25 protein-coding genes and 2 pseudogenes are annotated in these 26,808 nt (G+C 63.5%); 21 read left to right on the top strand and 6 right to left on the bottom strand.

Annotation, left to right across the window (positions count from 1 at the left end):
• From trbJ to RD110_RS27335, 9 genes and pseudogenes are all read left to right on the top strand, one after another.
• Positions 1-526, top strand: a 526-nt coding sequence (trbJ, locus tag RD110_RS27375) for a P-type conjugative transfer protein TrbJ (RefSeq protein WP_076205826.1), incomplete at its 5' end; no start/stop codon positions are given.
• A 9-nt stretch (positions 527-535) separates the two neighbouring features.
• Positions 536-763, top strand: coding sequence for an entry exclusion lipoprotein TrbK (trbK, locus tag RD110_RS27370; RefSeq protein ID WP_076205824.1), 228 nt, complete (start codon positions 536-538; stop codon positions 761-763).
• 10 nt (positions 764-773) lie between these two features.
• Positions 774-2,494 (top strand): annotated as a pseudogene (gene trbL / locus RD110_RS27365) (P-type conjugative transfer protein TrbL).
• A gap of 17 nt (positions 2,495-2,511) precedes the next feature.
• Complete coding sequence (locus RD110_RS27360; protein WP_010890138.1) at positions 2,512-3,099, top strand: TrbM/KikA/MpfK family conjugal transfer protein; 588 nt, start codon at positions 2,512-2,514, stop codon at positions 3,097-3,099.
• Between the two features lie 13 nt (positions 3,100-3,112).
• Positions 3,113-3,748, top strand: a complete 636-nt coding sequence (locus RD110_RS27355) for a transglycosylase SLT domain-containing protein (protein ID WP_011114052.1) — start codon at positions 3,113-3,115, stop codon at positions 3,746-3,748.
• Positions 3,749-3,776: 28 nt separating this feature from the next.
• Positions 3,777-4,043, top strand: coding sequence for a hypothetical protein (locus tag RD110_RS27350; RefSeq protein ID WP_010890140.1), 267 nt, complete (start codon positions 3,777-3,779; stop codon positions 4,041-4,043).
• The gene (locus RD110_RS27345; protein ID WP_011114053.1) at positions 4,043-4,741 is read left to right on the top strand and encodes a TraX family protein; all 699 of its coding nucleotides are present in this window, start codon (positions 4,043-4,045) and stop codon (positions 4,739-4,741) included. The genes RD110_RS27350 and RD110_RS27345 overlap by 1 nt, the downstream gene beginning before the upstream one ends.
• Before the next feature lie 15 nt (positions 4,742-4,756).
• Positions 4,757-5,188 carry an OmpA family protein gene (locus tag RD110_RS27340; protein WP_001665065.1) on the top strand — a complete coding sequence of 144 codons (432 nt, stop codon included), beginning with the start codon at positions 4,757-4,759 and terminating at the stop codon, positions 5,186-5,188.
• Between the two features lie 154 nt (positions 5,189-5,342).
• A complete protein-coding gene (locus RD110_RS27335) occupies positions 5,343-6,017 on the top strand; it encodes a DNA adenine methylase (RefSeq protein ID WP_011178411.1) in 675 nt (224 codons plus the stop codon).
• A gap of 1 nt (position 6,018) precedes the next feature.
• Here the strand turns inward: RD110_RS27335 and RD110_RS27330 are convergent, their stop codons facing one another.
• Entirely contained in the window at positions 6,019-6,678 is a 660-nt protein-coding gene (locus tag RD110_RS27330; protein WP_011178412.1) for a recombinase family protein, read from the bottom strand.
• A gap of 384 nt (positions 6,679-7,062) precedes the next feature.
• Here RD110_RS27330 and RD110_RS27325 point away from each other — a divergent pair, with 384 nt between their 5' ends.
• The 12 genes from RD110_RS27325 to RD110_RS27255 all read left to right on the top strand — a co-directional run bounded on the left by RD110_RS27325 (position 7,063) and on the right by RD110_RS27255 (position 15,961).
• Positions 7,063-7,278, top strand: a complete 216-nt coding sequence (locus RD110_RS27325) for an antitoxin MazE family protein (RefSeq protein ID WP_021561443.1) — start codon at positions 7,063-7,065, stop codon at positions 7,276-7,278.
• Positions 7,278-7,598: a type II toxin-antitoxin system PemK/MazF family toxin gene (locus RD110_RS27320; protein ID WP_021561444.1), complete on the top strand. Its 321-nt coding sequence runs from the start codon at positions 7,278-7,280 to the stop codon at positions 7,596-7,598. The genes RD110_RS27325 and RD110_RS27320 overlap by 1 nt, the downstream gene beginning before the upstream one ends.
• Before the next feature lie 235 nt (positions 7,599-7,833).
• The gene (locus RD110_RS27315; RefSeq protein ID WP_021561445.1) at positions 7,834-8,397 is read left to right on the top strand and encodes a recombinase family protein; all 564 of its coding nucleotides are present in this window, start codon (positions 7,834-7,836) and stop codon (positions 8,395-8,397) included.
• Positions 8,398-8,659: 262 nt separating this feature from the next.
• Positions 8,660-9,852 (top strand): IS3 family transposase gene (locus RD110_RS27300; RefSeq protein WP_087748592.1). Its coding sequence is split into 2 segments (ribosomal slippage): positions 8,660-8,921 and positions 8,921-9,852, totalling 1,194 coding nucleotides; the frame shifts between segments, so codons are not numbered across the junction.
• A 544-nt stretch (positions 9,853-10,396) separates the two neighbouring features.
• Positions 10,397-10,732, top strand: coding sequence for a PepSY domain-containing protein (locus tag RD110_RS27290; RefSeq protein ID WP_005797945.1), 336 nt, complete (start codon positions 10,397-10,399; stop codon positions 10,730-10,732).
• A 56-nt stretch (positions 10,733-10,788) separates the two neighbouring features.
• Positions 10,789-11,385, top strand: a complete 597-nt coding sequence (locus RD110_RS27285) for an undecaprenyl-diphosphatase (protein ID WP_011517526.1) — start codon at positions 10,789-10,791, stop codon at positions 11,383-11,385.
• Between the two features lie 70 nt (positions 11,386-11,455).
• Positions 11,456-12,238, top strand: a complete 783-nt coding sequence (locus RD110_RS27280; RefSeq protein ID WP_005797951.1) for a COG4705 family protein — start codon at positions 11,456-11,458, stop codon at positions 12,236-12,238.
• Positions 12,239-12,267: 29 nt separating this feature from the next.
• Entirely contained in the window at positions 12,268-12,717 is a 450-nt protein-coding gene (locus RD110_RS27275) for a hypothetical protein (protein ID WP_076205818.1), read from the top strand.
• 9 nt (positions 12,718-12,726) lie between these two features.
• A complete protein-coding gene (locus tag RD110_RS27270) occupies positions 12,727-13,485 on the top strand; it encodes a COG4705 family protein (RefSeq protein WP_011875625.1) in 759 nt (252 codons plus the stop codon).
• A gap of 22 nt (positions 13,486-13,507) precedes the next feature.
• The gene (locus RD110_RS27265) at positions 13,508-14,173 is read left to right on the top strand and encodes a response regulator transcription factor (RefSeq protein WP_005797956.1); all 666 of its coding nucleotides are present in this window, start codon (positions 13,508-13,510) and stop codon (positions 14,171-14,173) included.
• Complete coding sequence (locus RD110_RS27260) at positions 14,149-15,501, top strand: ATP-binding protein (protein WP_029310059.1); 1,353 nt, start codon at positions 14,149-14,151, stop codon at positions 15,499-15,501. The genes RD110_RS27265 and RD110_RS27260 overlap by 25 nt, the downstream gene beginning before the upstream one ends.
• Before the next feature lie 28 nt (positions 15,502-15,529).
• Positions 15,530-15,961 carry an EamA family transporter gene (locus tag RD110_RS27255; RefSeq protein ID WP_005797960.1) on the top strand — a complete coding sequence of 144 codons (432 nt, stop codon included), beginning with the start codon at positions 15,530-15,532 and terminating at the stop codon, positions 15,959-15,961.
• A gap of 66 nt (positions 15,962-16,027) precedes the next feature.
• Here RD110_RS27255 and RD110_RS27250 read toward each other — a convergent pair whose 3' ends face one another.
• The 5 genes and pseudogenes from RD110_RS27250 to RD110_RS27225 all read right to left on the bottom strand — a co-directional run bounded on the left by RD110_RS27250 (position 16,028) and on the right by RD110_RS27225 (position 26,807).
• Positions 16,028-16,696, bottom strand: coding sequence for a recombinase family protein (locus RD110_RS27250; RefSeq protein ID WP_237306186.1), 669 nt, complete (start codon positions 16,694-16,696; stop codon positions 16,028-16,030).
• Between the two features lie 165 nt (positions 16,697-16,861).
• Complete coding sequence (locus RD110_RS27245) at positions 16,862-18,409, bottom strand: IS91-like element ISCR8/ISPps1 family transposase (RefSeq protein ID WP_076205821.1); 1,548 nt, start codon at positions 18,407-18,409, stop codon at positions 16,862-16,864.
• 108 nt (positions 18,410-18,517) lie between these two features.
• Positions 18,518-19,123 (bottom strand): annotated as a pseudogene (locus RD110_RS27240) (FAD-dependent oxidoreductase); the annotation flags it as partial.
• Between the two features lie 131 nt (positions 19,124-19,254).
• Positions 19,255-22,170 (bottom strand): Tn3-like element IS1071 family transposase, encoded by a 2,916-nt coding sequence (locus tag RD110_RS27235; RefSeq protein WP_044402914.1) that lies wholly within the window; start codon positions 22,168-22,170, stop codon positions 19,255-19,257.
• 290 nt (positions 22,171-22,460) lie between these two features.
• Positions 22,461-26,807 carry a zincin-like metallopeptidase domain-containing protein gene (locus RD110_RS27225; RefSeq protein ID WP_011117147.1) on the bottom strand — a complete coding sequence of 1,449 codons (4,347 nt, stop codon included), beginning with the start codon at positions 26,805-26,807 and terminating at the stop codon, positions 22,461-22,463.
• Position 26,808 lies beyond the last annotated feature (1 nt).

Below are 26,808 nucleotides of genomic sequence, written 5' to 3'. Positions count from 1 at the left end.
GGATCAGGCGCAATCGACCATCAACGGGTTGATGAACGCGGTCAACACGCTGGATTACTACAAGACCCAACTCGGCAGCCTGGACAGCTACATCGGCAAGTTCCAGGACGTGAACTACTACAAGAACTCGCCGTGCTTTACGGCGGCAGGGTGCTCCGACGCGGAACGCGCAGCACTTCGGAATGTGGCCCAGCTCGCGAGCGAGTCGCAGAAGAAGGCCAACGATGCCTTTGTTCAAGGCCTCGATAGGCAGCAAACGAATCTCACGGCCGATGCAGCGACGTTGCAGCGTCTTCAATCGGCAGCGCAGGGCGCGCAGGGCCAAATGCAGGCCATCGGCTACGCCAACCAGCTCGCCAGCCAGCAGGCCAACCAGCTCTTGCAGATTCGTGGCCTGCTGATCGCGCAGCAGAACGCGATGGCAACCAAGATGCAGGCCGACGCCGACAAGGAAGCCCAGCAGGCGGCAGCGGCCGCACAACTGCGCCAGGGCAGCTACCGGGCCAGCCCGGCGCGCACCTGGTAAGGGGGATTCATGAAAGCAATCAAGGCTCTGTCCTTGGCCTCGGCCGCCCTCGTGGCGGCCTTGGTCGCCGGCTGCGACAACAAGCCGGCCACGGCCCCCATGCCGGAAATGAACGACGAGAACTGCAAGCCCGAGAACATCGCCAAGATCGAGGACAAGGGCGTCCAGCAGGCTTTTTCGTCGCTGTGCTTGCGTCGTGGTGGGGATTTCAAGCCCAGCCCGAAACGCGAATGGTGAGGTGCTGACGATGAGAATGCCAGCCAATCTAAAAACCCTCGCCCTGCCGCTGTTCGTCTGGCTGGCGTTCTTCCGCGGTCGATGCCCACGCGGCCATCGACAACGCCGGCGTGTTCGATAGCGTGCTGGATCGCTACCAGGCCGCCGCGAGCGGCTGGGCCGGTGTCATCACCACGGCCGCAACCTGGCTCTTCTGGACGCTGGTTGTGATCTCGATGGTCTGGACGTTCGGCATGATGGCCTTGCGCAAGGCCGACATTGGCGAGTTCTTCGCGGAGTTCGTCCGCTTCACGATCTTTACCGGCTTCTTCTGGTGGGCGCTGACCAACGGCCCTAACTTCGCCTCGTCCATCTATGCGTCGTTGCGGCAGCTCGCCGGCAACGCGACGGGCCTGGGCAATGCTCTGTCGCCCTCGGGCATCGTGGACGTGGGCTTTGCGATCTTCGACAAGGTGATGGATCAGTCCTCGGTGTGGTCGCCGGTGGACAGCATGGCCGGCATCCTCATGGCCGTGGCGATCCTGGTCATCCTGGCCCTGGTCGGTGTGAATATGCTTCTGCTGCTCGCGTCGGGCTGGGTGCTCGCCTACGGCGGCGTGTTCTTCCTCGGCTTCGGTGGTTCGCGCTGGACTTCCGACATGGCGATCAACTACTACAAGGTCGTCCTGGGCGTGGCCGCGCAGCTCTTCGCAATGGTGCTCCTGGTGGGCATCGGCAAGACCTTCCTCGATGACTACTACTCGCGCATGAGCGCCGGCATCAGCCTCAAGGAAATGGGCGTGATGCTGATCGTCGTCATCATCCTCTTGGCGTTGGTCAACAAGATTCCGCCGCTCATCGCCGGGATCATCACCGGCGCGAGCGTGGGCGGTGCCGGCATCGGCCAGTTCGGTGCAGGCGCTGCGTTGGGTGCCGCAGGCATGGCAGCAGCAGCGGCCGCGACCGGGCGGCGCCGCTCTGGCCGCCGGCGCAGCCTCGGCCGCCGGTGGTGCCTCTGCCGTCATGGCCGCCTTCTCGAAGGCCAATGAGAACGTGTCGGCAGGCACGGACGTTATGTCGGCCTTCTCGGGCGGCGGCAGCTCGGGCGGCGGTGCGGGCGGCGGCGGCGACGCCGGCACCGGCAGCACGCCCTTCGCTCAGGCTGCGGGCTTTAGCGGCAGCTCCGGCGGTGGCTCTTCGTCGGGTGGCGGCAGCCCCTCGACCGGCAGCAGCTCGGGCAGCTCGAAGGGCGGCGATAAGGGCGGCGGCAAAGCCGACGCCGGCGGCCAGGGCAGCAGCTCGACGGCCAGCACCGGCAGCAGTGCCGACAAGGCCGCCAAGAACGAACCCAAGCCCGCCGGCGGGGCAGGGCAAGGGCAGCAGGCCGCACCGGGCAGCACCGGCCCCGGCTTGCTCGCATCGGCCGCATCGGCCCTCGGCACGGCCGGCCGCATCGCCGCCGACGCCGGCGCGAACTTGGCGAAGGGAACCGCCGATGTTGCCAAGGCCAAAGCCGCGAGCCTGCGCGAAGCCGCAGCCGAGCGGATCGCCGACACCACTGGCGGAAAGATCGCCGCCGCGATCAAGGCGCAAGGAAGCGGCACGGCCGAGAACATCGACGTGCCCGACCAGCAGCCCGCGCCGAGCTTCGGCGACAACAGCCTGGCAGGCGGCCCCGCCGATGCCGATCCCGAGTCCGAAGTAGCTGCGTTCGCCAACCGCGAGCAAGGCCGCGACGGCACAACTGCGTAACCAAGGAGAGTCCAACCATGAAGAAGAAACTGTTTGCCCTGGCCGCCCTCGTGGCAGCCCTCGGATCGACCGCCGGCACGGCCAGCGCGCAAGACGTGCTGACCGGCGACACGCGCCTGGCCTGCGAGGCGATCCTGTGCCTGTCGTCGGGCACGCGCCCGAGCGAATGCACGCCGTCGCTGTCGCGGTACTTCAACATCACGAAGCGCAAGCTGTCGGACACGATCCGCGCCCGCCTGAACTTCCTCCAGCTTTGCCCGGTGGCGAGCCAGACGCCGGAAATGCAGTCGCTCGTGTCGGCGATCTCGCGCGGCGCTGGCCGTTGCGACGCGCAGTCGCTGAACTCGACGTTGGTGATGTGGACGGGCGGCTACGACGATGGGCGCACGTACATCAGCAACCAGTTGCCTGACTACTGCGGGGCCTACACCGGCCACGCCTACACCGACTTCGCCAGCAGCGGCACGCTGCCGCGCTATGTCGGGACGCCAGAGCGGGGCGGGTATTGGGTCGAAGCGCGCGACTATGACCGCGCCTTGGCCGAGTACAACGAACGCATCCGGCGCGAGGACGAAGAGCGCCGCCGTCAGTCCTGGCTGAACTGAGGGAGGGGAGGGCATGCCGTTCTTCGCCGATCTGCCGCCGCAGCTCCAGGAGCGCGTCGTCTGCTCGATCTCGGCCGCCGTCAAGTACGAGGTGCCGGTCAACATCGTGTTGGCCGTCGCCGAGAAAGAGGGCGGCAAGCCGGGCCAGTGGGTGCGCAACTCGAATGGCACGCATGACGTTGGCCCGATGCAGTTCAACACCGCGTACCTGGGCGACCTGGCCCGATACGGCATCACGGCGAACGATGTGGCGGCTGCCGGCTGCTACTCGTTCGACCTGGCCGCCTGGCGGCTGCGGATGCACATCCGCAACGACAAGGGCGACCTCTGGACGAAGGCGGCGAACTACCACTCGCGCACGCCGCAGTACAACGCGGTGTACCGGGCCGACTTGATGCGCAAGGCGTCGAAGTGGGCCGATTGGCTCGAAGCTCGGTTCGTCACGCTTGACGTGACGAAGGCCGGGGCCACGCCCTCGACGCCCAGCCAGCCCGCGACGGTGGCCCAGCGGGCGACGCCGGCGGCCAGGCCGGCACCAGCACCCCAGCAGGCCGCCCCAGCGGCCGCAGCAGCTCGCAGCGTGTCGGTGGCCGGCTACGTGCCCCGCACGGTGTCTTTCAACACTTCACGCGAGGGGTCGGCCGAGTAGGCCGGCTCTTCCGATTTAGCGGCTAAACATGGACAAATTCCACGCCTTCATGATGCGGTACACGCTGGGCGTCGGCCGGTTGCTTCAAGCCTATTGCAAGTGGGCGGAAGGACAGGCCAAGAACCAGCTCGATTTGCTTCTGCTGGGCCTCGGCCCGATCTTCGCCTTGGGCCTTCTGCTGTGGGCGCTGCCGGCGTGGATCGGCAAGCCCATCGCCTTCGTGCTCTCACTGCCAGCGCTCTACATCATCTTCCTGGTGCTGCGCGCCTACGCGATTCGCGGGGGCCGGCGCTGATGAAGGCCCTGCGGATTCCTGATGGAACCGTCGAAGCGTTGAAGTGGCTCGCACTGGTTCTCATGACCGGCGATCACGTCAACAAGTACCTGTTCAACGCGACGCTGCCGGTGCTGTTCGAGGCCGGCCGCGTGGCGCTCCCCCTTTTCGTGTTCGTCCTGGCCTACAACCTGGCCCGGCCGGGCACGCTCGAACGCGGCGTGTACGGCCGCACCATGTCGCGCCTGGCGATGTTCGGCGCGCTGGCCTCCGTGCCCTTCGTGGCCCTCGGCGGCCTGTACGCCGGTTGGTGGCCGCTCAACGTGATGTTCACGCTGCTGGTCGTCACGGCCACGGCTTACCTGGTCGAACGTGGCGGCAAGCTGCACCTGGCGGCCGCCGGCGTGGTGTTCCTGGTCGGCGGCAGCTCGGTCGAATATTGGTGGCCGGCCGTGGCTTTCGGCCTGGCGGTGTGGTCGTACACGCGCCGGCCGAGCTGGGCCGCCGCGGCGGTCGCGGTGCTGGCCTGCGCGGCCCTGTGGTTCGTCAATCGCAACCTGTGGGCCTTGGCAGCCCTGCCGGTGCTCTTCCTGGCCTCGCGGGTGGATGTGCGCGTGCCGCGCCTGCGCTGGGCCTTCTACGCCTATTACCCGCTGCACCTGGCCTCGCTCTGGTTGATCCGCATCCCCATGAGCAAGGCCGGCTACCTGTTCTTCTGATTGGAGTCCTGCCCCATGCGAAAACCCGTTCTTCTGGCCCTCTCTCTGGCGTTCCTGGTCAGCGCGCAAAGCGCACTGGCCGCCGGCGACGCCGGCAACTTCGGCACGCCGATCAAGTCCGGCGTATCGGTGTCCTTCCCCGACAGCAGCGCGACATTCCAGCCGACGCCAGAGGCCCTGGAGCTGCTGGCCGACGCTAGGAATGCGGCGATCATCTACATCAGCGGGCGCACCAGCACACTACGGCCCAGCGCGGCCGATGAGGCCCTTGCACTACGCCGTGCGCTCTCGGCCAGGTCGTACTTGGTGGCGCGCGGCGTCTCGCCGCTCAAGATCATGGTGAACTTCGCATCGGCCGCCGATTTCGTGGCAGACAACTCGACGGCCGAGGGCCGGCGCGAGAACCAGCGCGTGGACATTGAGGTGGTCTACATCCCCACCTACTGAGCGATCCGGCATCGCCATTCCTGGCGGTGCTGCAGGACGCTCCAGCAGCTTCGCATCGTCGGCTCTGACGATGCAGGCCCGGCCGGCTTCCCTTGACAGCATCGCCATTTCTGACGATGCTGGCCAAGTCCCGATTTACTCCAGGAAGAAGGCCATGAGATACCCCGGCGGCAAGGGCGGTGCCGGCGTCTACCAGACGATCATCAACAACATCCCGCCTCACGACACGTACATCGAAACGCACCTGGGCGGCGGCAACATCCTGGAGCGCAAGCGGCCCGCTGCCCGCAGCGTCGGCATCGACGTTGATCCCGAGGTGATCGAGGTCTGGCAGCAGCTCGACGTGCCCGGCCTGGAGCTGCACCACGGCGACGCCGTGGCCTGGCTGGAGTCCCACCAGTTCACCGGCTCCGAGTTCGTCTACGCCGATCCGCCCTACGTGATGGACAGCCGGCGCGGCGGCAAGCTATACCGCCACGAATACGACGACGCCGACCACGTGCGGCTGCTCGACGTGCTGGCCGGCTTGCCGTGCGCGGTGATGGTGTCGGGCTACAGCTCAACGATCTATGACAGCTCTCCCTTGGCGTCATGGAGAACCATCGACTTCAACGCGATGACGCGCGGCGGCATCGCTATCGAACGGCTGTGGATGAACTACCCCGAGCCGGCCGAGCTGCACGATCTGCGCTACCTCGGCAGCAACTTCCGCGAGCGCGAGCGCATCAAGCGGAAGAAAGCCCGCTGGCAAGCGAAGCTCGCCAAGCTCGATCCGCTGGAGCGGGCGGCGATCATGGAATGCCTGCGCGAGCTGGAGGCGGCCGAGTAGGTCACGCCTGCGCCTGGTTGTGCAGCGCCCATACGCGCTTGACCTGGCTTTCACTGCACCCGGCCAGCCTGGCCGTCTCTGGAATGCTGTGGCCTGCGCTGCGCAGCGCCACGATGCGTTCATGCACCTTTGTGTTGGCCTTGCGGCCGGTGTAGCGGCCGGCGTCCTTCGCCAGCTCGACGCCCTGCCGCTGCCGCTCGCGGCGATCCTCGTAGTCGTCGCGGGCCATCTGCAACGCCAGCTTCAAAAGCATGTCCTGGATCGACTCCAGCACCACCTTTGCCACGCCCTTCGCCTCGGCGGCCAGGTCGGATAGATCGACCACGCCAGGGACAGCCAGGCGCGCGCCCTGGGCGCGGATCGAGGCCACGAGGCGTTCGGCCTCGGGCAGCGGCAGGCGGCTGATGCGGTCGATCTTCTCCGCAACGACGACTTCACCGGGTTGCAGGTCGCCGATCATGCGCAGCAGCTCGGCGCGATCGGCGCGAGCGCCCGAAGCCTTCTCGCGGTAGATGCCGGCGACGTAGAAGCCGGCGGCCCTGGTGCTCTCCACGATGGCGGCCTGCCTGGTCAAGTCCTGCTCGTCGGTGCTGACGCGCAAGTAGATGCGCGCGACCTTGAAAGCGACGCCGGCGGCCTGGTGCTCGGTCGGCGTCCGCATGATGCGGTCGGCACCTTCGACCAGGCCATCGCCGCCGACGCGCAGCGGTGGCGTCTTGGCGAGCGCCTGGCGCGCTGCGCGTGACTGGCGCGGCATGGCCGCAATCTGTGTTTCCTGGGCGGTGCGCGGCGTGATGATCGCGCTGCGCTTCGCCTTGGTCTTGCCTTGTCATTTTCAGAAGACGTCTGCACCAGTTCATGAGGCTGGCCGCCCCGTGTGCAGCCGACTTCTGACCGGGTCGTGTCAGCAGTCCTATGCACGAAACTCCAAGAAGGGCGGAAATTGCGCAGAACTTCCCTGCACGACGTTGCGGAACGGCTTGGCTTGCGCTATGGTTTCATGCGCAGTATCATGTAACCATACATGCAACCAATGGAGAGCACCATGCCATCAATTCACGAATCAAAGGTAGCCCGACACCGCGAACGGATGCGCGCGGCGGGGCTGCGGCCTGTGCAGTTTTGGGTGCCGGACACCCGTTCGCCTGAGTTCACGGCGCAAGTGCGCAAGCAATGCCAAAGCCTGAAGGGCGACCCAGCAGAAGCAGAGGTTTTGCGCTTCACCGAAGAGGCGGCATCGCACGTTGAGGGCTGGGAGTGATGCAGCGAGGCGACCTCGTGACGGTTTCATTGCAGGGTGACTACGGCAAACCACGACCAGCCCTGATCGTTCAATCAGACCTACTAACCGACTTGGAAAGCGTTGTGCTGTGCCCAGTGACAAGCGACCTGCGCAATGCCGCGTTTCGCGTCACCGTGGAACCGAATCCAGCTAACGGGCTGCGCGCACTATCGCAAGTTATGGTGGACAAGCTCTCGACGCTACCGCGCACCAAAATCAGTGAACCGTTTGGCCGCCTCGACGATGAGCGAATGAAAGCAATAGATAGGGCGCTCCTGTTGGTCGTTGGCGTTATTTGACCCGGTGCCGGAAAAATCTGGGATTCCGGCTTACTCGGTATCGCGCCGGAATTTTCGGCGGTTCCGGCTTAAGTCGGTTCGCTGTTCCATTGCGCCGGGATGGCGGCACATGCGCCGCCTTGTCCGTCAAACGATCATTAGTCGGCCAAGCCGGTCACTGTCCGGCAATGCGCTTGAATAACGGGTTGTCGGACATTATGATAGGCGGACGGAAAAACGGACAAAAGGGGCGGTAATGGCACTCATCGGCTATGCGCGGGTATCGACGGCTGAACAGGACACCGCCTTGCAGACGGATGCACTGCGCAAGGCGGGCTGCGAGCGCGTCTTTGAGGACACGGCTTCCGGGGCCAAGGCCGACAGGCCCGGCTTGGCCGCCGCGCTGGCCTATCTGCGCGACGGCGACGTGCTGGCCGTCTGGCGGCTGGATCGGCTCGGGCGCTCGATGCCACACCTCATCGAGACAATCGGCGCGCTGGAAGCGCGTGGCGTCGGCTTCCGGTCGCTGACAGAAAGCATTGACACCACCACACCGGGCGGGCGGCTCATCTTCCACGTGTTCGGCGCGCTGGGCCAGTTCGAGCGCGACTTGATCCGTGAGCGCACCAAGGCCGGGCTGACCGCTGCCGCCGCTCGCGGGCGCAAGGGCGGGCGCAAGCCGGTTGTCACTGCCGACAAGTTGCAGCGGGCGCAGGAGCATATTGCCAACGGGCTGAACGTCCGGGAGGCTGCTACACGGCTCAAGGTGAGCAAGACGGCCCTATACGCCGCGCTGCAAGGCGGGAGCGAGCAACCATGAGCCGCAAGCAAAGCAGTGCCTTCGTCACGACCAGAAAGGGCTTTTGCTATCTCACGGTCAAAGTCGGCAGGAGCAATTACAACATCATGCGGATTCGCAATTACACGCTTGAGCCGCAGGACAAGCGAGACATGCGCCGGTTGTATCCCGACTATCTCTTTGACTGGAAGAAGATCGGCCAGCAGCTTGCCGAAAAGATGACCTTGCCCCCGGAAAGTGGAGTTCTTGAGCCTTGTTCAAAATACGACCAAGGAGTCAAGAAATGTCAGACAAGCAAGTTCGAGCGCAGTACACGCGGGAATACAAATTGGAGGCGGTGCGTCAGGTCAAGGGTGGGCAATCCATTGCTGCCACAGCCAAGGTATTGGGTATCCCCAAGGCCAGCCTGAGCAACTGGGTACGCCGCGGCGCCAAGGGTGATGTGGGCGGTGTAGGAGACAGACCTGCATCCGTCACGCCTGAGCAAATGGAGCTGGCGCGCCTGCGTGCTGAGGTTGCCAGGCTTCGAATGGAGCGAGACATCGCAAAAAAAGCCGCGGCGTACTTCGCGCAGGACACGCTGCGAGGTACGCCTGGATTTACCAAATGAGAAACCAGTATCCAGTGAGCATCTCCTGCGAAGTGCTGGAGGTCAGCGCCAGTGGCTATTTTGTCTGGCAGCGCCGCCGTGACGCTGCTCGCCCAGGGCCTGCTGGCCGCCATAGCGACGAAGCCTTACTGGCCCACATGCGTGCAATTCACATAGAGGTCAAGCAGGAGTACGGCTGGCCGCGTATGCACAAGGAGCTGCTTGCACGCGGGATTCGTGTCGGTAAAGAGCGGGTACGTCACCTGATGCAGCAGCACGGCATCAAAGCCAAGACCAAGCGCAAATTCGTGGTGACCACGGATAGCCGGCACAGTCTGCCGGTGGCGCCCGACCTCGTGCAGCGGCGCTTCAATCCCGAGGCGCCCAACCGGTTGTGGAGTGGCGACATCACCTACATCGCTACCGACGAGGGGTGGTTGTACCTGGCGGGCGTCATTGATTTGTTCAGCCGTCAGGTGGTGGGCTGGAGCATGCAAGCCCATATGCAAGCCAGTCTAGTCAAGGATGCGCTCACCATGGCGTGGTTCCGGCGCCGCCCTGAGGCTGGCCTCATCTTCCACAGCGACCGTGGCAGTCAATATTGCAGCCACGAATTCCAGGACACGCTACGTGTCTGGGAGATGCGCTCATCGATGAGCAGGAAGGGTAACTGCTGGGACAATGCACCGACCGAAAGCTTCTGGGGCAGATTGAAAACGGCCAGCCTGTACGGCAGGAAGTTCGCTACCCGGCGTGAGGCCATGGACGCGGTGCTGGACTGGATGGCTTTCTACAATCACCGACGATTGCATTCGACGCTGGGATACCTCAGCCCGATGCAATATGAGCAACGCTGGTACGAGGCACAGCGTAAAAAGGCCGCGTAATCCGTGGGCTAAGAACTCCAGCAAACAGGGGCAAGGTCAAGAGGGAGGTATGCAGAACCTACCGCTCCAAGCGTCAAGCGCCCCGGAGCACGGAACGTACCTCAGACCCGTTCGTCATGGTGTCGTATGACCCAAGGACGCGCACGGTCTACGCATCCGACACCTGCGATTCAATGGCATTGCTTGACGCTGTTCTGCACATGGAACGCTCCCGCAAAAAATAGCCCCGACAGGCCGTGCAGCCGACTCCTGACATTCCGTGCAGTCGCCTTCTGAAAATGACATGCCTGGGAAGTAGCCGTTGCGGCTGGTCATGGGTTCCTCCGGTCATTTTGGGTATACGCAAAGTGTCCGGTCATGCTACCCCCGGCCAAAAAGGCCGTCATGCGATTTATCTGTCATTTTCAGAAGACGACTGCACCAATTATTAGAAGTCGATAACACTACATCGGCGAGAGCGAAAACTTCCCGGCTCAGTGCGAGCTAAGTCTGCCTGCGTACCTTCTCCACTGTGCAAATCCCTGCACTCTTCTGGAGAAGCATCATGTACCGCTACACCAAACTTTCCCTTCTGGCCGTCGCCATCGCTGCAACCGGCGCGGTCGCCTACGCCGCCAATGGCGGTATGGAAAACGACGCCCTGGCAATCAGCAAGGCCAAGATTCCCCTCACACAGGCGGTCACCGTCGCCGAGCAGCACGCCAATGGCAAGGCGTCACGCGCCGAGTACGAGAACTCGAAGCAAGGCTGGGTCTACGACGTGGAAGTCGTCAGCGGGGCCAAGGTCTTCGATGTCCGGGTCGATGCCGACAAGGGCACGGTCATCTCGTCTGCCGAGGACAAGGCGGATCACGATGATGACCACGACAAGCGGGACTGACTCCCGACAGTATGGCCGGATCGTTTCCCTCGGAGGCGATCCGGCCCGGAGACCTCATGGAATCACTCAACCATACATTTTTTCTCTGGCTCAACGCACCGGAGCATCCCAGTGCTTTGGCTCTGACGTTGGCCACCTTCTTTGCCGAACAGCTCATCTGGGCGGTTCCACTCCTGATCGGCATCGGCTGGCTTCGCGGCGGCGAGCCTACCCGCAAGACGATGCTCGTTGCTAGCGCATCGGGATTGCTGGGCCTGCTCATCAACCAGATCATCGGCCTGGCTTGGTTGCATCCTCGACCTTTCATGATCGGCCTGGGTCACACCCTCATCCCTCATGTTGCCGATTCGTCTTTCCCAAGCGATCACCTGACGCTGTGGTGGGCGGTTGCCTTCAGCCTCGCGCTGCAACGAGGCCCACGAATTGCAGGCGTGACTTTGGCTTTGCTGGGCGTTCCCATTGCCTGGGCGCGCATCTACCTTGGAGTGCACTTCCCATTCGACATGCTCGGGGCCATCGCCGTTGCTGCAATCTGTGCCTGGCTGACGTTACGTGAAGCACACTGGTATCTATTGCCAAGTTATCAACTTTCCACCGGAATCCATCGGCGGCTTTTCAGCGGGTTGATCGCGCTTGGATGGGTGCGCGAGTGAGCCTATGGGCGGGCTAAGTCAGCATGTTCAAACTGCTGGCAAACCATTTCACCCCCGGCAGGAGAACACCATGAACAAATTGCCCACGAGCAGCACCACTGGCTGGCTCAATAAAGTCCCGGAAGTCGCGCTGTCGTTCTGGATCATCAAGATCATGTCCACCACGGTGGGCGAGACGGGAGCCGATTTCCTGGCGGTCAACGCAGGGTGGGGGCAAGGCGTGACTCGAACCGTCATGGCTGCCCTGTTGGCGGCCGCCTTGTTCATGCAGTTGCGCACCCGACGCTATACCCCTTGGATTTACTGGCTGACGGTGGTACTGGTCAGCGTGGTCGGCACCCAGATCACCGATCTGCTGACCGATGGCCTTGGCGTCAGCCTGTACATCAGCACCTCGGCGTTCGCCGTTGCGCTCGCCGCGATCTTCTTCGTCTGGTATCGGATCGAGCGCACCCTGTCCATTCACGACATTGTGACGCGCAGCCGGGAGCTGTTCTATTGGGCTGCCATCCTCTGCACGTTCGCGCTGGGCACGGCTGCTGGCGATTTGGCGACCGAGGCATTGGGCTTGGGCTTTACCTGGGGCGCGGTGGCGTTCGGTGTGCTGATTGGCATCACCTATACCGCCTGGCGCATGGGCGGCAACGCCGTTCTGACCTTCTGGATCGCCTACATCTTGACCCGCCCCTTCGGGGCCGCACTCGGCGACTTGCTGACGCAGGCCAAGACTTATGGTGGCCTTGGCATGGGTGCCATGTGGACAAGCGCCTTGTTCCTCACGGTGATCGTCATGCTGGTGGCCGTCGCGCAGATCGGCATGAATGGACGCCGCTCGGCCCAGCTCGTCGAATAACCCTCTTCGCTCTACACAAGGAGAAAAACATGTTCATACAGCACTCAATCGCTCGCTCTGTTGCGGCTATTTCGGCCGCCGTGCTCTTGGCCCTCGCGGCTGGTTGTTCCAAATCTGCCGATCAGAACAACGCAAGCTCGGCATCAACTACACCGGCCCAGACTGTCTCGGCCTTGCAAGTCAAAACTGCATCCAAGCTGGGCGACCTGTCGGCCTTCCGCAGCATCGCCACTGATGTCGCCGCCATCGTTGACAAGGGCGATCTGCCTGCTGCCAAGTCACGCATCAAGGACTTGGAAGTCGCATGGGATTCGGCCGAAGCCGGACTCAAACCGCGCGCGGCAGATGACTGGCATCTGCTCGACAAGGCCATCGACAAGTCGCTTGCGACGCTTCGCGCAGACACGCCAAGCCAGGCTGACTGCAAGGCTGCGATGGATGCCCTGCTGAAAACCTTTAACACGCTCGAAGGAAAGTGAGCGCGCCCCATGAAAACATCCACTGAACACGCTTTGGCCAAGGTGCCCGAAGTTACGCTGGGCTTCTGGCTCATCAAGATTGCCGCCACGACGCTCGGTGAAACTGGCGGTGATGCGGTTTCGATGTCCATGAACCTGGGCTACCTGGTCGGTACAGCCATCTTCGCGGCGATCTTCCTGGCTGCCGTGGTCGCGCAGGTCAAGGCCAAGGACTTCCACCCCTTCCTGTACTGGACGACCATCATCGCGACAACCACGGTCGGCACGACGCTGGCCGATTTCGCGGACCGATCGCTCGGAATCGGGTACGCTGGCGGTTCGAGCTTGCTGCTGGCCTTGCTGCTTGGCTCTCTCTTCGTCTGGCATCGCACCCTTGGCTCCGTGTCGGTAAGCACGGTCAGCTCGCCCAAGGCGGAAGCCTTTTACTGGTTGACGATTATGTTCTCCCAGACGCTGGGCACCGCGCTGGGCGACTGGACGGCTGATACGGCGGGCCTGGGATACACGGGTGCGGCCGTCGTGTTCGGCGGGCTGCTCGCGCTGGTCGTGGCAGCCTACTACTGGACGAGCGTGTCCCGCACGCTGCTGTTCTGGGCGGCGTTCATCCTGACGCGTCCGCTAGGTGCCGTGGTCGGCGATTTTCTGGACAAGCCGGTGAGCGCGGGCGGCTTGGCGCTGAGCCGCTATTCAGCGTCGGCCGCGCTGCTCACCTTCATAGTGGTGGCAATCCTGCTGTTCAGGCAGCGAGCCGCCAGGACGGCGCATTGAACAACAATTGAAGGGAGGGTGAGTGCGGGTATTGCTGGTCGAAGACGATCCCATGATCGGTGACGCGATCCAGGGCGCATTGAAGGATGCGTCCTACGCCGCCGACTGGGTGAAGGACGGGCAGACGGCGCTCACCACGCTGGGCTGCCAGCATTACGACCTGGTGCTACTCGACCTCGGTCTGCCCGGAAAGGATGGGCTGGAGGTGCTGGCCAGCATCCGAGCCAAGGACAACCCGGTTCCCCTGCTCATCATCACGGCTCGCGATGGTCTGGATGATCGCCTGCGCGGCCTGGATGGCGGGGCCGACGACTATGTGTCCAAGCCCTTTCAGATGGCGGAACTGCTGGCCCGGATGCGCGCCGTCCTGAGGCGCAAAGGTGGCACGGCAGCTCCCGTGCTCAGCAACGGCGTGGTGACGCTTGACCCGGCCACCAAAGAGGCTTGTGCCAATGATGGCCCCCAAGTGCAACTGTCCAACCGCGAGTTCTCGTTACTGCAAGCCTTGCTGGTTCGGCCTGGTGCCATCCTTTCGCGCAGCGAACTGGAGGATCGCATCTATGGCTGGGGGGAAGAAGTCGAAAGCAATGCCGTCGAATATCTAATCCACGCACTGCGGCGCAAGCTCGGTGGCGAGGTCATCAAGAACGTCAGGGGGGTCGGATGGATGGTCTCAAAAGGCGCTTGAACGAATCAGTTCAGCTCAAGCTGTCCTTCACCTTGTCGCTGGCCATCCTCGTGGTGGCCGTTGTGGCGGGCGTATTCTCGTTCCTGTCCGCCTTCGATGAAGCGCACGAACTACAGGACGATGTACTGCGCCAGGTGGCGCAGCTCATGGATCGCCAGCGCTTGTTGCCTGCCGTGCCAACCACCGATATCCGTCTCAAGGATGTCGATGAAGAGTCGCGCGTGATCGTCCAGCGCTTGGGTGAGGTCAGTCCCTCTACGGTAGGCGTGGATGCAGGAGGCGTGCTCCCGCTCCCGGCGACCTTGGCGGATGGATTGCACACGCTGGAAGTTGGTGGCGAGACGTTTCGCGTGCTGGTCAAGACCACGGCGAGCGGCGAACGCATTGCTGTGGCTCAGGAGTCCGGTTTCCGCAATGAAATTGCCCGCGACGGGGCACTGCGCACGGTGATGCCTTTCTTGATTCTCGTGCCGGTGCTGCTGTTGATCGTTGCTGACCTGGTGCGCAAGATGTTCCAGCCCATCGCGGCGCTGTCCAAGGAAATAGACCAGCGGGCAGAGCAGGAACTGCATCCCGTCGAAGACCGCCACCTTCCGGTCGAGGTACGTCCGTTTGTCGTGGCGATCAATCGCCTGCTCGCTCGTGTCAGCCAGTCGATGGAATCTCAGCGCCGCTTTGTGGCGGATGCCGCGCACGAGCTACGTTCGCCGCTGACAGCCATGTCGCTGCAAGCAGAACGGCTCGCGGAAGCGGAAATGTCCAGCGTGGCGCGCGAACGGCTGACGGTTTTGCGCCAAGGGATCGAGCGCGGCCGCAGCCTGCTCGATCAACTCTTGACCTTGGCCAAGGCACAGTCGGCCACCGACCTGCCGAAGTCGCCTGTATCTGTCCAGAGCATCTACCGCCGCGTGCTGGAAGACCTCATGCCGCTGGCCGAGGCCAAGCACATCGACATCGGTGTCGAAGGCGCGCTGGACGCCGAAGTGTGGGCAAGCGAGCTGGACATGATCGCTGTGGTCAAGAACCTAGTCGATAACGCCATCCGCTACACGCCAGAGGGAGGGCGTGTTGATCTTTCTGTGGGTGTTTCGGAAGGGAAGGTCGTACTACGTATTCAGGACAGTGGGCCTGGCATTCCGTTGGCTGAACGGGATCGAGTGTTTGATCCCTTCTACCGCACGCTGGGGAGCGAGCAGATCGGCTCGGGTCTGGGACTATCCATTGTCCAGACGATTGCCAATCGCATCGGTGCTGAAATCCGCCTCGACTTCTCAGATCAAGAGAAGCAAACTGGCTTAAATGTTGCCGTTATCGCTCCCATGCGGTAGCGGTTTGAGAAACGCGGAGGCAGGCTAAATGGTTAATTCGGCGGGGTGGTTTTATTGGGCTTTGCTGTCCGCTATCCTTGCGGCACTGACGGCTATTTTTGCCAAGGTTGGCATTCAGGGAGTTGATTCCGATCTGGCCACCTTGATCCGCACGGCCATCATCATCGTCGTCCTGTCGGCGTTTGTTGCCTACACGGGGAAATGGACCAACCCCTTGGAGTTATCACCCAAGACATGGCTTTTTCTCGGGCTGTCCGGCTTGGCGACAGGGGCATCGTGGGTCTGCTACTTCCGCGCACTCAAGATTGGCGATGCATCCAAGGTTGCGCCAGTGGATAAACTCAGTCTTGTCCTGGTGGCGGTATTTGCTTTCGCCTTTTTGGGCGAACGCCCGTCACTGAGGGAGTGGTCCGGCATTTCGATGGTCGCCGGAGGCGTTCTGTTATTGGCGTTCAAGTGATAACAGGTAGGACATACTGACTCAACCAGTCGTCACGATTCGTCTACAGTAACCGCTGTCCTGTCATCAAACTTGACTGAGCAGTTTCTCGCCATCAAGGCGCAACTCGCCCTTCGGCGAAATGTGCCGATACAAGGTCTGTCTTGTGATGCCCAGTTCCTGACATAGATCGCCGACCTTGGTTTCGGGCTGCCCCATAGCGGCCATCGCCAGCCGCAACTTGGCGGCAGTCATCTTGAAGGGCCGGCCGCCCTTCCTACCGCGCGCCCTCGCCGAAGCCAATCCTGCAATCGTGCGCTCGGTAATCAGTTCGCGCTCGAACTCGGCCAGCGCGGCGAAGATGCCGAAGACCAACTTGCCGGCGGCCGTCGTGGTGTCAATGGCTGCACCGTGCCCAGTCAACACTTTCAGACCGATGCCTCGCCCGGTCAGGTCATGCACGGTGTTGATGAGATGCCGCAGATCGCGCCCGAGCCGGTCAAGTTTCCACACCATCAACGTATCCCCCGGTCGTAGCGCCTTCAGGCAGCTCAACAGGCCGGGACGATCCTCGCGTTTGCCCGACGCTTGATCCTCGTAGAGATGGGCCGGATCGACGCCGGCAGCGATCAACGGATAGCCAACGGTCTTGGCGTCAACCACTGCGCCGAGCGGCGTCTTGCCCTCGCGCGGATCGCCCACCGCCATGGTGGCGACTTTCGCCTGAAACTTGACGGATAGGAAATTCAACCGCATGAGGCCAAGTATGGCACGAGTTTTGGGCCTCGAAACACGTTCGGCCAAGGAAGGTTGAGCGCTCGCTTGCCGCTCAATGGCAAGAGCTTGGGAGGCAGTATGCATTTGGGCCTGGCGCGCGCGCAGCTGCTTCCCCGCAGCGATGGATACCGCCGCTTCACTGGGTCACCAATTGACGCGCTGGTCTACCTCGTCGGGTTGAGCTGCCAGATCCCAATCCGGCTCGCCTTGCGCACCATCATCCACCGGCGCGTCGCAGCCCTCCCACAGCGGTGGCCCGCGTGCCGGGGTGATGTGCGGGGGGGCAGACTCCACCCCGATGTGGTTCAGGATGTGGCGGATTTCGGCGCTGTGGGTGATGAAGGCAATGATGCGCATCTGCCCACCGCACATGGGGCACAGCAGCGGAAATGCCTCGTAGATGCGGGCAATCAGCACCGCCCACAAGTAATGCGCCGCTCGCTTCGGGCGTGCTTCAGGTTCGGGTGTGGGTGTGGCCGCGTTGCCCGGCGCCGCCACCCCAGGTACGCCCGCGCCAGGTTGTGCAGTCTCCACCGTGGCTGGTTGCGACGCAGCAGGCTGAGCCAGCGCCGTTACCGCCGCTCTCAGCGGCGAGTTTGGTGCCAGCACACCAAAGTAGCGGTGCCGGTGGGTGCGTGGCGGTGGCACCAGCGCGGCGATGCGGTCGATCAGTTCCAGCGGTGTGAGGTGCAGCTCATCAACCTTGGCACCGCGCTTGTCGCTGGTGGGTTCGCTGCGCTGCTTGCCGCAGCGGTACACCAGTTTGCTTCCCTCTTTGCGTAGGCGCTCCATGGAAAACGGTGGACGCGCGCAATAGCGCAGCAGCCGCTCCAGCGCAGCGCGGTCGTGGGCTTCGATGCACACCCCCGCATCCACCGAGAAGCCGCTGTGTTTGTAGCCCAGCATGTCTTTGGCGTCACAGTTCTCCAGCAGGCCCCGAGCAACGAAGGCGCGCAGGATGCGTTTTTGCAGTGTGGTCTGCACTGGGGCCACGGTAGCCGCATCGATGCCGGTGGCCGCGTGAAAGATGACACCCGGCGATGAGATTCGAGGGGTCGCATCAGCATCGCCCTCGCCCTCCACTTCCTCAAACACCCCGTCCACCACACAAACGTGGAAGTGGACGTGTTCATTGAGGCTGGAGCCGAATCGGTGAATGAAGGCGATGGCACCGATGTGCAGGCCTGCCTTGTCCATATGGGCCGCACCGGGGCTGTGGGTCTGCAGAGTTTGTGCGATCACCCGCAGAAAGATGCGCAGCACCATGCTCAGCACCGCTCCGTCGCGCTGCATGAAGTAACGAAGCCGCTTGGGAACCGACAGCACCCACTGGCGCACCGGCAGGCGGGGGAATACGTGATCGTTCAGGTGCGCTGCTGTCTCCACCATGCGCCGGGTGGTGCACGAGGGGCAGACTCCCCGGCCTTTGCAGGAGAAAGCGACGAAGTAGTCGTGCCCACAGTCGCCGCAGCGAGCGCGGGCAAAGCCATGGGCAAAGATGCCGCACTCAAGATACTTGGCAAACGCTTTGCGCACGAAGGGCTTGGGGGTGTGGTGGTCGCCCTGGCCGTCGAACTGACCCGCGCTGGCCAACTCTAGCCAGGTCTCGTAGTGCTCGGCTACCGTTTGGTAGAGCAGCGTGCGTTCGGGGTGGCGTGGGTTGTAGAGCTTGGGCTTGGAAGTGGCTGACATGAATACTGTACAAATGCACAGTATTCTGCGGCGATTGTTTGGGTACGCAAAGCACAAGGCCCGAACCGTCGCCAGTTCGGGCCTTGGCAGGGTAGCTTGGCTGCGGACTTACTTGCGCGCAGGCGGCACATCCGTGCAGCTGCCATGCGCCACTTCCGCCGCCATGCCAATGGATTCGCCAAGGGTTGGATGCGGGTGGATGGTCTTGCCGATGTCCACTGCGTCGGCACCCATCTCGATAGCCAGCGCGATCTCTCCGATCATGTCGCCCGCGTGGGTGCCGACCATGCCACCGCCCAAGATCTTGCCGTGGCCCCGGCCAGCATGGCCGTCTCCTGATCCTGCTTCGGGGCTGTCGTCGAACAGCAGCTTGGTGAAGCCTTCGTCGCGCCCGTTGGCAATGGCACGGCCGGAGGCGGCCCAGGGGAACAGGCCTTTCTTGACCTTGACGCCCTGGGCCTTGGCCTGGTCTTCGGTGAGCCCCACCCAGGCCACTTCGGGGTCGGTGTAGGCCACGCTGGGGATGACGCGGGCGTTGAAGGCGGCAGCGGCCAGTTCCTTGTTGCCTTGCAGTTCACCGGCGATGACTTCGGCTGCCACATGCGCCTCGTGCACCGCCTTGTGCGCCAGCATGGGCTGGCCCACGATGTCGCCGATGGCGAAGATGTGCGGCACATTGGTGCGCATCTGGATGTCCACGTTGGGGTCTCCTCGTTTTCAGTGCAATAAGTGACGGTACGAAAAGCTAGCACTGGCGCGGAGGTGGTGTTGGTAGATCGTTGATTTCATTGACTTTCCTGTTCACTTTCAAATCTGCGATTCGTGGCGTCAAACCGTGGTCGGTTTCATCCATTGGTGCCAGTTATCGATGCATTTGGCCGCGAAGGCAGGATTTGGTCAGCATAGCGGTCAACCGGGAAGCGAAACACACCCCGCAAGTTGATGCTCTCCAGCTTGGTGGGCGCAATCTTCCCGATCAGTTCCGGTGGAATGACCTGGCGGCGGTTCGACCAGCGATCCAGGACCGCCTGCATCTGTGAGGTATTCCACGCCATCACGATGTTGGCCATCAGGCTCAACGCATCGGCCACAGCCTGCATTTCATCGACACGTTTGGCCTGCGCCGGGCTGATCCGGCCGGTATAAATGGCGCGCTTGAGGGCGTTAACAGCCTCGCCCCGATTGAGCACCCGGCGCAACTCGTTCCTGAAAGCGTCCTTGACAAAGTAGTCAGCCAAAAACGCCGTACGCAGCAACCGCCCCAATTGCACGCCAGCCTCATAGATTGGATCGCCCTGGGCGGCAGAACCGAACCGCGCAAGAGCTGCCACCGCACTGGCATGTCCGCTCATGACCGAGGCTGCCAGGTGCACCAGACTATCCCAATGCTTTTCGATCAAAGCGACGTCGACATTGGCTTCGCACACCGCAGCGATTTCTGCGGGCACTTTGGTGCCGCGTGGCACAAAGAGGTGGCGCTGTTTGAGTTCCTTCAACCGCGGGCAAAGATCAAAACCAAGCAAACGGGCATGTGACATGGCAAAGTCGGTGTAGCCATGGGTATCCACAGCAAGCTGGCTGGTCTCCAGCTTTTCTTGGCGGATGACACCTTCAATGGCCACGCCCGCCTGGCGCTCATTGAGCACAAAGGGCTGCGCATGGAAGATGCCCCACCGGTCTTTTACATGGGAGTAGATTCCAATGGAAGGTGTGTTGCGCCGAGGATCAAGCCGGGCTTGCCACACCCGTTTGGTGGTCTCCATGCTCATCATGTCAGAAGATGCCAAATCGGACCGCCCCCAGGTGGCGGCAATCGGGTGTCGCTGCATGAATTCCAGCACAGCCTGGCAGGCCTGGCTCAGACGCCGTTCGTCCCGCGCCCAGCGCATGGCCTGGCGAATGCTGGTGGCAGACAATTGCGGAATCATGCGCGCGCATTCGACCGCAGTCAGACTGGTGCCGTGGGCCATGATGCCGGCATAGACCATCAGCAGCTCGTCGGTAGAGCGCGGCTCACGTCCGAGCATGATCCAGCTAAAGCGCACCTGGGCGTCAACGGCCAGAATCACTTCCGGCAATTGAACCTCACCGATGCGGTGATCCAAAGCCGCGCGCAGCTTGGTCACTTCTGGGTCTTCGTCCTCTGCGGGCAATGGCGACAAATGGAGTTCATCATCCACGCGCAGTACGCCACTGCGGGCTGCAGCGGCCACCGCATCGACACCGGCAGTTACTCTGGCCAGCAAAGGCTTCAAGAAAGTGGCAGCCTTGCTGGGTAACGATAGACGGGCATAGTGTTTCTTGGACTCTGCCTGCCAACGCTCGTCCGTGAAGAACAAGCGCGCACGACCCCGAAAGCTCAGGCTGTGCTCAATCCAGACCGAGCCATTGCGCACCGCGCGGCGCAGGGCAAACAGGGTGGCCACCTCCAACGCCTGAAACGCCCGTTCCCGGTCTGGGCTGGAGATCGAAACCTGCCAGATCATTCCCAGACTTGGTGCCACCACTTCAACTGGCAGCTTTCTGGATCCTTTGAGATATAAAGCTTGCAGCTTGGCAAGGTACTCGATGGCAGGATGCTCGCCGGTGGCCTGCCAGGGCAGCTTTGCAATGGCGACGAGCAACGACCGCACGGGGCGAATTCCATCAATCAATCCCTCGCGGACCAGGGAGGCCCTGCTCGGTGGTTTGCGTTTCTGGGTTTCGGTGATCAAGGCTTCAAGACGGGCACGCAACTCAGCATCTGGCACCGCACCTTGCGCGCTCAAGGCAACAAGTTCGCCGAGCAGCGTTTTGTACATTGCGGCCCAATTGACGGTAGCGGGGACATCGGCGGCAGCCTGACGCCACAGATCGGCGATCCGGCGCTGCACCATAAGGATCAACTGGTCTGTGGTGGTGAACAGGCAATACCGAAGAAAGCATGCGACCTCCACGGTGCGCGCTGGCTCTTTGATCTTGGCTCCGGCTGAGGGCGGCCTGGAGACAAGTCGGCGCGCGTAGCGGCGCAAGATGAGATCGGGGATGTCTGCCAGGTGCTTATGAACGTCCAGCGTGTAAAGCAGGTCGATGCGCTCCAGTACCTCGCTGATTTGGCGGGTTGAGTGTTTCGCCGGTGCAGCCCATAGCCAACTCTGCTGGGTTTGTCCATCTGGGCGCAGCTCTGAAACTGAGGCTCGCCAGCGATCAAGTGTTGCTGGATCAACGCTGGCGGCGATGGCGGTGCCTGTTTCAACTTCAAGCTGGGCAAGTGCCGCCGCAATCAGTGTCCGAATTGCCCGCTCGTGCACGATCACCAGCTTGTTCTTGTACAGCCATTGACGCGCCCGCACGAGTAGCTGATCGCGGTCGGCGCAGCGCGCCACTTCGTCGCGCAGTTCACGTACCAGTGAGCGGCGCTGGTGCTCGCTCATCCACTGGAATCCAAGGACCGTGCAGGCTACTTGTTGGTGATCGAATAGCGTGCGCCCGCGTTCATACATGGCTCTCAGCGAGGCGACTTCTGGTGCTGCAATGCCAAGCTCGTTGCCAAGGTGGCGCCACAAGGCTACTGGAATTACCCGAAAGGCACCGAGCAAACGCCCACTCATGCGCAGGAAACCAATATGGAGCGCCAGACCAAGCTTGTGGGAATCACCTCGGCGTGCATTGATTGCGTCGCGCTCGGCACCATCGAAGGTGAAAAATGCCTTCATCTCGAAGTCGCTGATATCGCGGGGGAGCCCACGCATCCCCAAAAACGTTGTGTGCCAACCCTGCATCGTGAACCTCAAAAGTGGGAGGCCACCATACCCGTTTACAAAGCGAACAGGAAAGTCAATGAAATCAACGGTCTACCCAGACCACCCCCGCGCCAGTGCTAGCTTTGCGTACCGTCACTTATTGCACTGAAAACGAGGAGACCCCGAGCGAGGCGAAAAAAAACCGCCTCGGGGTGTCCGAGGCGGCAAGTCTGCATGCGGTTCAGGGAGGAAGAAACCGCGCCGGCGATCAGGGAGGAAAACCGCGCGGCCTGATGTGCAGCTCGGCCACTTTAGCCGGATTTTTCGACTTATCCGATGCGAGCGGCCCGCCGTGGGCGCTGCTCGATCTGCTGTTGCTTTTTCTCGACGTGCTTCTGCTCCTGGTGCTGCTGCTCGTCGCGCTGCACCTGGCTGATGGCCGCGCCGATCTGCCGCTTCACGCCCTCGATGCCCAGCTCGCTCTTGTGCGCCAAGTCGTTGAAGTCGGTGTGCTGCTTCATCGTGGACAGCGCCGCGATCTGCGCGCCGCTCAACATCGACGCCTTGAGCTTGGCCGCCTCGTCGCCGGCCAGCTCGACCTTGCCGGCGGCGGCGTCGGCAAGGCGCTGCTCGGCGCGCAGGTGGGTCTTGAAGCTGTCGGGCGTGATGGCGGGCAAGTCGCGCGGGTAGGTGTTCTCGGCCGGCGCGAAGATCGGGAAGATCGCCTTGCCGCCCACGGCCTGGGCGGCCGCCTCGGCCTTCTCCCGGCCGGGGTTGTTGCCGTGGGTCATGACCAGGTGCCGGTCGTCGTCGCCGGCGATGATGACCGGCTTGTCCGGGAACTTGGCGTGCAGCGCCTTCGCCACGGCCTCAAGGTTGCCGCTGTCGAAGGCGGCGACCGTGGCGTGGCCCACGGCCTCGGCCACCTGGGCCGCCGTGGCGTAGCCCTCCGAGATCACCAGCGCCGGCGCGGCCGCCAGGGCGTCCATGCCGCCGACCGGGTGGAAGCATCCTTCCTTCTTCGAGTCCTTGGCGAACCGCTTAGTGCCGTCCTCCTGGATGTATTGCATCGTCCATTGCTTGCCCTCTGCGTCGAAGGCCGGGATGTAGGTCTTCTGGCCTTCGCGGTCGGTCATCACGCCGGCCTGCGCCTGGATGCCTTTGGCTTGCAGGTAGGGCGTCGGCTGCTCGATGGGCACGAGGTCGGCCATCTGCCGACCGACGCGCTGCGCGGTGGCCTCCTGGGCCTTGTCCTGCTCGACGGCTCGCTGTGCCAGCTTCTCGGCCGCCTCGGCCTGGAGCTTGGCCTTCTCCTGGTCGCTCAAGGCGTAGCCCTTGCTCTTCCAGGTAATGTCCGTGCCGGTCTTGTTGTTGATGATCCGCCCGGCCGGGTGCCCGTCCAGGTGGCCCACGTAGAAGCCATCGAGCGCGCCCTTCTTGCCGCCCTCGACCGGCACGCGGTGCCGCTTGCCATCCATGATCGGGTGATCGCCCTGGGCGTTGCTGCCGGTGAACAGGCCGGCGCTGCGCATGGCCTCGGCGAACTCTTCCCTTGGCGTCATCGCTGGCCCTTGCTGGGCCTGCACGTTCTCGGGCTTCCAGCGTTCGAGCTTCGCCGCGTCGGCGCGCGGGCCGACATACCAGGACTTCGCGGCCTTGTCCCAAAGCGCGCCGGCGGCCTTGGCCGCGTTGCGCTGCTCGTAGGGCACGGCCAGGTACTGGCGGGCCTGCTGGGCCTGCTGCGCGGGCTTCTGCGCCTCGCCCTGGGCTTCGGGTGCCGGCTGGGCCGAACGCGGCTCTACGGCCGCTGTAGCGGCTCCCTGCGCCCATTTGGCGAAGGGAGCGGCATCGGTGCCCGGCGGCACGTACCAGGACTGTTGCTGCCGATCCCAACGCGCCCCGAGGCTCTTGGCCTCGTCCTTCTCCTTGTACGGCACGTTGATGTACTGCCGTTCGGGCTTCTCGGCCTGCGGCTGCGCCTGCTGCCGCTCGCGTTCCTGGCGCTCCAGCTCGGCCGCGCGGCGCTGCGCGTCGCTGTCGTTGAGCATGGCCGACGCCTCGGCGGTCTTGCGTGCCTCTTTAGCGGCTGAAATGTCCTCTTCGGTCGCGTTGGGGTCGCGCCGTACACGCTCTTCCTGCACGCGGGCCAGCTTGGCGGCGCGCTCGTGCTGGTTGTCGGTGCCCAGCGCATCGACCAGGTGCAGGCGCTCGGCCAGAGCCTCGGCCTGGCCCTCGGTGCGGGTGCCGGCGACGAAGGCAAAGGCGTCCTCGCCGAACTGCGCATCGGCCTTGCGCGCGTAGACCTGGAACGCCTGCGGCTCGATGCCGGCCTGGGCGGCATCGACGGTCTGGCCGTCCTGCTCGGCCACGCCGACGATGCGCAGCTCTCCGCTCCAGTCGGGCGGCAGCTCAACGCCAAGGTGTTGACGGGTCGCGTCGGCGAACGCCTGGCCGTCGATCTCGCCGGCGGCGAGCTGCCGGCGCGCGGCGGCGGCCTGCTCGATGCCCTGCACCGCGTCGGCAGGATGGGCGGCCAGCAGGGCGGCCGCCTGGTCGTTGGTCGGTGGGGTCATGTTCGCCTCCTGGTCTGCGACGGCCGCTTGCTGCTGGGTCAGCGCCGGCAGGGCCATCAACTGGTCGGGCGCGTAGTTGTTCAGCTCGTCCAGGCTGCGAACCTGGTGGGGTTCACCGTCCTGGTCGTGGAACGCAAAGATGCGCTGGCCGTCGCTCCACCTGGCTTCGGCGTCGATGCTCGACACGATCTGTTCGCCGTGCTGCTGGAGCTGCTGCGCGAGGTGGAGCTGTTCGGCCATGTTGGCGAACTCTTGCGCCAAGCCCTTGCGCTCCAGGTAGGCGTTGTCGGTGTCGGTGTGGCTCGGGTCGATGCCGAACACCGGCGACAGCCGGTCATGCGCGACCGCGTAGAACTGCTCGGGATCGGTGCCGGTGATGCTGCCCACGGTTTCGAGGCCACGGCTGCGCAAGGCGTCTTCCAGGGTGTCGCCCTGGAATGCCTGGTAGTGGCTGAAAGACACGTCCGGGTTGTCCAGGACTTCGGCAATGTCCACGGCCAGGGCCTGGGCCACGGCTTCGTCCTGGGCCTGGCTCTGCTGCTGGTCTTGCTCCTGAACCTGCTTCTGCTCGAAGGCCAGCACGTAGTCGTGAATCTTCTCGGCATCGGCGGCCGCGCGGAACACCTCCAGCGGCTCGTCTTGCAGCGCCTTGATCCACGAACCCACATAGGCGGCGTGCTGGCCCGGATCGTGGCCGATGCCCAGCTCGTCGCCGACGATCATGGAAGCGATCTCGGCGCGCAGCTCTTCCTTGGCGTACCCCTCGCTCCCGAACGGGTGCGCCAGGTCGCGGTCAAGGCGCGAAGCGTGGCCCGTCCAGTGGCCCAGCTCGTGCAGCGCGGTCGCGTAGTAGCGGTCGGAGCTGGGGAACTGGCCGCGCTCCGGCAGGGTGATGCTGTCGGTCGAAGGGCGGTAGAACGCCCGATCACCGGCGGCGTGGGTGATCGTCGCGCCCGAGGCTTTCAGGATGTGCTCGGCGCGCTCGACGGCGTTCCAAGTCTGTTCCTTCTTCGGCTGGAGCGGCGGCAGGCCGTCGATCTGCTCGCCGTTGAACACGGTCGCAAAGAACACGCGCGGCCGCTCCAGCATGACGGTTTCCTTGACCGGCTGGCCCTTCGCATCGAGGACGGGCCGGCCGCTGTCGTCCAGCTTGTCTTGCTCTTCGCTGAACTTCCAGTATTGAACCGGCGTGCCTTTCTCGCCCTTGCGAACCTGCGCGCCCACGGCGGCGGCCTGCTTGTAGGTCATCCAGCGCGCATCGCTGCGGCCCTGGGCCATCAGGTGGATGGCGTTGATCCCTTTGTACCGCTTGCCGGTGGTCGGGTTCATCGGCAGGTAGGCGTTGGGTTCGCCCGGCTCCCACGGCTTTTGCCACGGTGCGGTGCCGGCCTTGAGCTGCTCGATCAGCTTTTCGGCCACGACTTCGTGAAACGGCTTCTTCGGCTCCATGTTCTCGTCCCTTCGGAATAGCTCGTTGAACTGAGGGAAGTTCTGCTGTGTCCGGGAACGGTCGCGCAGGCCCTGGGCGACCATGCACACGATGTTGTGCAGGTCGTCGGCCTGCATGGGCCGCACGCGGGCGATGCAGGTTTCCGTGAATGACTGTTGGCCGCGCTGCTGCACCTGGTCGGCGACCTGGTGCTGGCTCGGCTCGATGCCCTCGCAGTGCAGGGCAAACACTTCCTCGGCGCGCACGTCCAGGGACTGGCCGGCATAGCGCCGGTTCACGTCATCCCATAGCGGCTTGAGGGTGGGTTCGTTGCGGGCGGCCGCCAGGCCGTCCAGCAAGGCGCGCTTCTCGCCCGGCGCGAAGGTGTTGGCCCCGTAGTGGCCTAGCACCTCGTGCCGCAGCGTCATCAGTAGGTCGCTGGCGCTCTCGACGTTCTGCAAGGGCACGTCCACGCGGCCACGGTAGGCGCGGCCGGCGTGCAGCGTCTCCTTGGGCACGTAGCCGCCCTTCATGTCGGCCGGCACCTCGGCCGCTCGCGGCCCGTACAGCTCGGCCGCGTCCTCGCGGAACTTGTAGGCCAGCTCCAGCGCGCCGGGGTAGTCGCGGACGAAAGCCCGCGTCACCCCTTGCGCCTCGGCTTTCGTGATCGGCATG

Source organism: Rhodoferax koreense (assembly GCF_001955695.1).
Classification (GTDB): Bacteria; Pseudomonadota; Gammaproteobacteria; order Burkholderiales; family Burkholderiaceae_C; genus Rhodoferax_B; species Rhodoferax_B koreensis.
This window is presented reverse-complemented; position numbering and strand designations above follow the sequence as displayed.

Bases quoted from the DNA above. Each gene is read 5' to 3' on its own strand.
- trbK (WP_076205824.1), top strand. From the start codon at position 536: ATGAAAGCAATCAAGGCTCTGTCCTTGGCCTCGGCCGCCCTCGTGGCG.
- RD110_RS27360 (WP_010890138.1), top strand. From the start codon at position 2,512: ATGAAGAAGAAACTGTTTGCCCTGGCCGCCCTCGTGGCAGCCCTCGGA.
- RD110_RS27355 (WP_011114052.1), top strand. From the start codon at position 3,113: ATGCCGTTCTTCGCCGATCTGCCGCCGCAGCTCCAGGAGCGCGTCGTC.
- RD110_RS27350 (WP_010890140.1), top strand. From the start codon at position 3,777: ATGGACAAATTCCACGCCTTCATGATGCGGTACACGCTGGGCGTCGGC.
- RD110_RS27345 (WP_011114053.1), top strand. From the start codon at position 4,043: ATGAAGGCCCTGCGGATTCCTGATGGAACCGTCGAAGCGTTGAAGTGG.
- RD110_RS27340 (WP_001665065.1), top strand. From the start codon at position 4,757: ATGCGAAAACCCGTTCTTCTGGCCCTCTCTCTGGCGTTCCTGGTCAGC.
- RD110_RS27335 (WP_011178411.1), top strand. From the start codon at position 5,343: ATGAGATACCCCGGCGGCAAGGGCGGTGCCGGCGTCTACCAGACGATC.
- RD110_RS27330 (WP_011178412.1), bottom strand. From the start codon at position 6,678: ATGCGGACGCCGACCGAGCACCAGGCCGCCGGCGTCGCTTTCAAGGTC.
- RD110_RS27325 (WP_021561443.1), top strand. From the start codon at position 7,063: ATGCCATCAATTCACGAATCAAAGGTAGCCCGACACCGCGAACGGATG.
- RD110_RS27320 (WP_021561444.1), top strand. From the start codon at position 7,278: ATGCAGCGAGGCGACCTCGTGACGGTTTCATTGCAGGGTGACTACGGC.
- RD110_RS27315 (WP_021561445.1), top strand. From the start codon at position 7,834: ATGGCACTCATCGGCTATGCGCGGGTATCGACGGCTGAACAGGACACC.
- RD110_RS27290 (WP_005797945.1), top strand. From the start codon at position 10,397: ATGTACCGCTACACCAAACTTTCCCTTCTGGCCGTCGCCATCGCTGCA.
- RD110_RS27285 (WP_011517526.1), top strand. From the start codon at position 10,789: ATGGAATCACTCAACCATACATTTTTTCTCTGGCTCAACGCACCGGAG.
- RD110_RS27280 (WP_005797951.1), top strand. From the start codon at position 11,456: ATGAACAAATTGCCCACGAGCAGCACCACTGGCTGGCTCAATAAAGTC.
- RD110_RS27275 (WP_076205818.1), top strand. From the start codon at position 12,268: ATGTTCATACAGCACTCAATCGCTCGCTCTGTTGCGGCTATTTCGGCC.
- RD110_RS27270 (WP_011875625.1), top strand. From the start codon at position 12,727: ATGAAAACATCCACTGAACACGCTTTGGCCAAGGTGCCCGAAGTTACG.
- RD110_RS27260 (WP_029310059.1), top strand. From the start codon at position 14,149: ATGGATGGTCTCAAAAGGCGCTTGAACGAATCAGTTCAGCTCAAGCTG.
- RD110_RS27255 (WP_005797960.1), top strand. From the start codon at position 15,530: ATGGTTAATTCGGCGGGGTGGTTTTATTGGGCTTTGCTGTCCGCTATC.
- RD110_RS27250 (WP_237306186.1), bottom strand. From the start codon at position 16,696: ATGCGGTTGAATTTCCTATCCGTCAAGTTTCAGGCGAAAGTCGCCACC.
- RD110_RS27245 (WP_076205821.1), bottom strand. From the start codon at position 18,409: ATGTCAGCCACTTCCAAGCCCAAGCTCTACAACCCACGCCACCCCGAA.
- RD110_RS27235 (WP_044402914.1), bottom strand. From the start codon at position 22,170: ATGCAGGGTTGGCACACAACGTTTTTGGGGATGCGTGGGCTCCCCCGC.
- RD110_RS27225 (WP_011117147.1), bottom strand. From the start codon at position 26,807: ATGCCGATCACGAAAGCCGAGGCGCAAGGGGTGACGCGGGCTTTCGTC.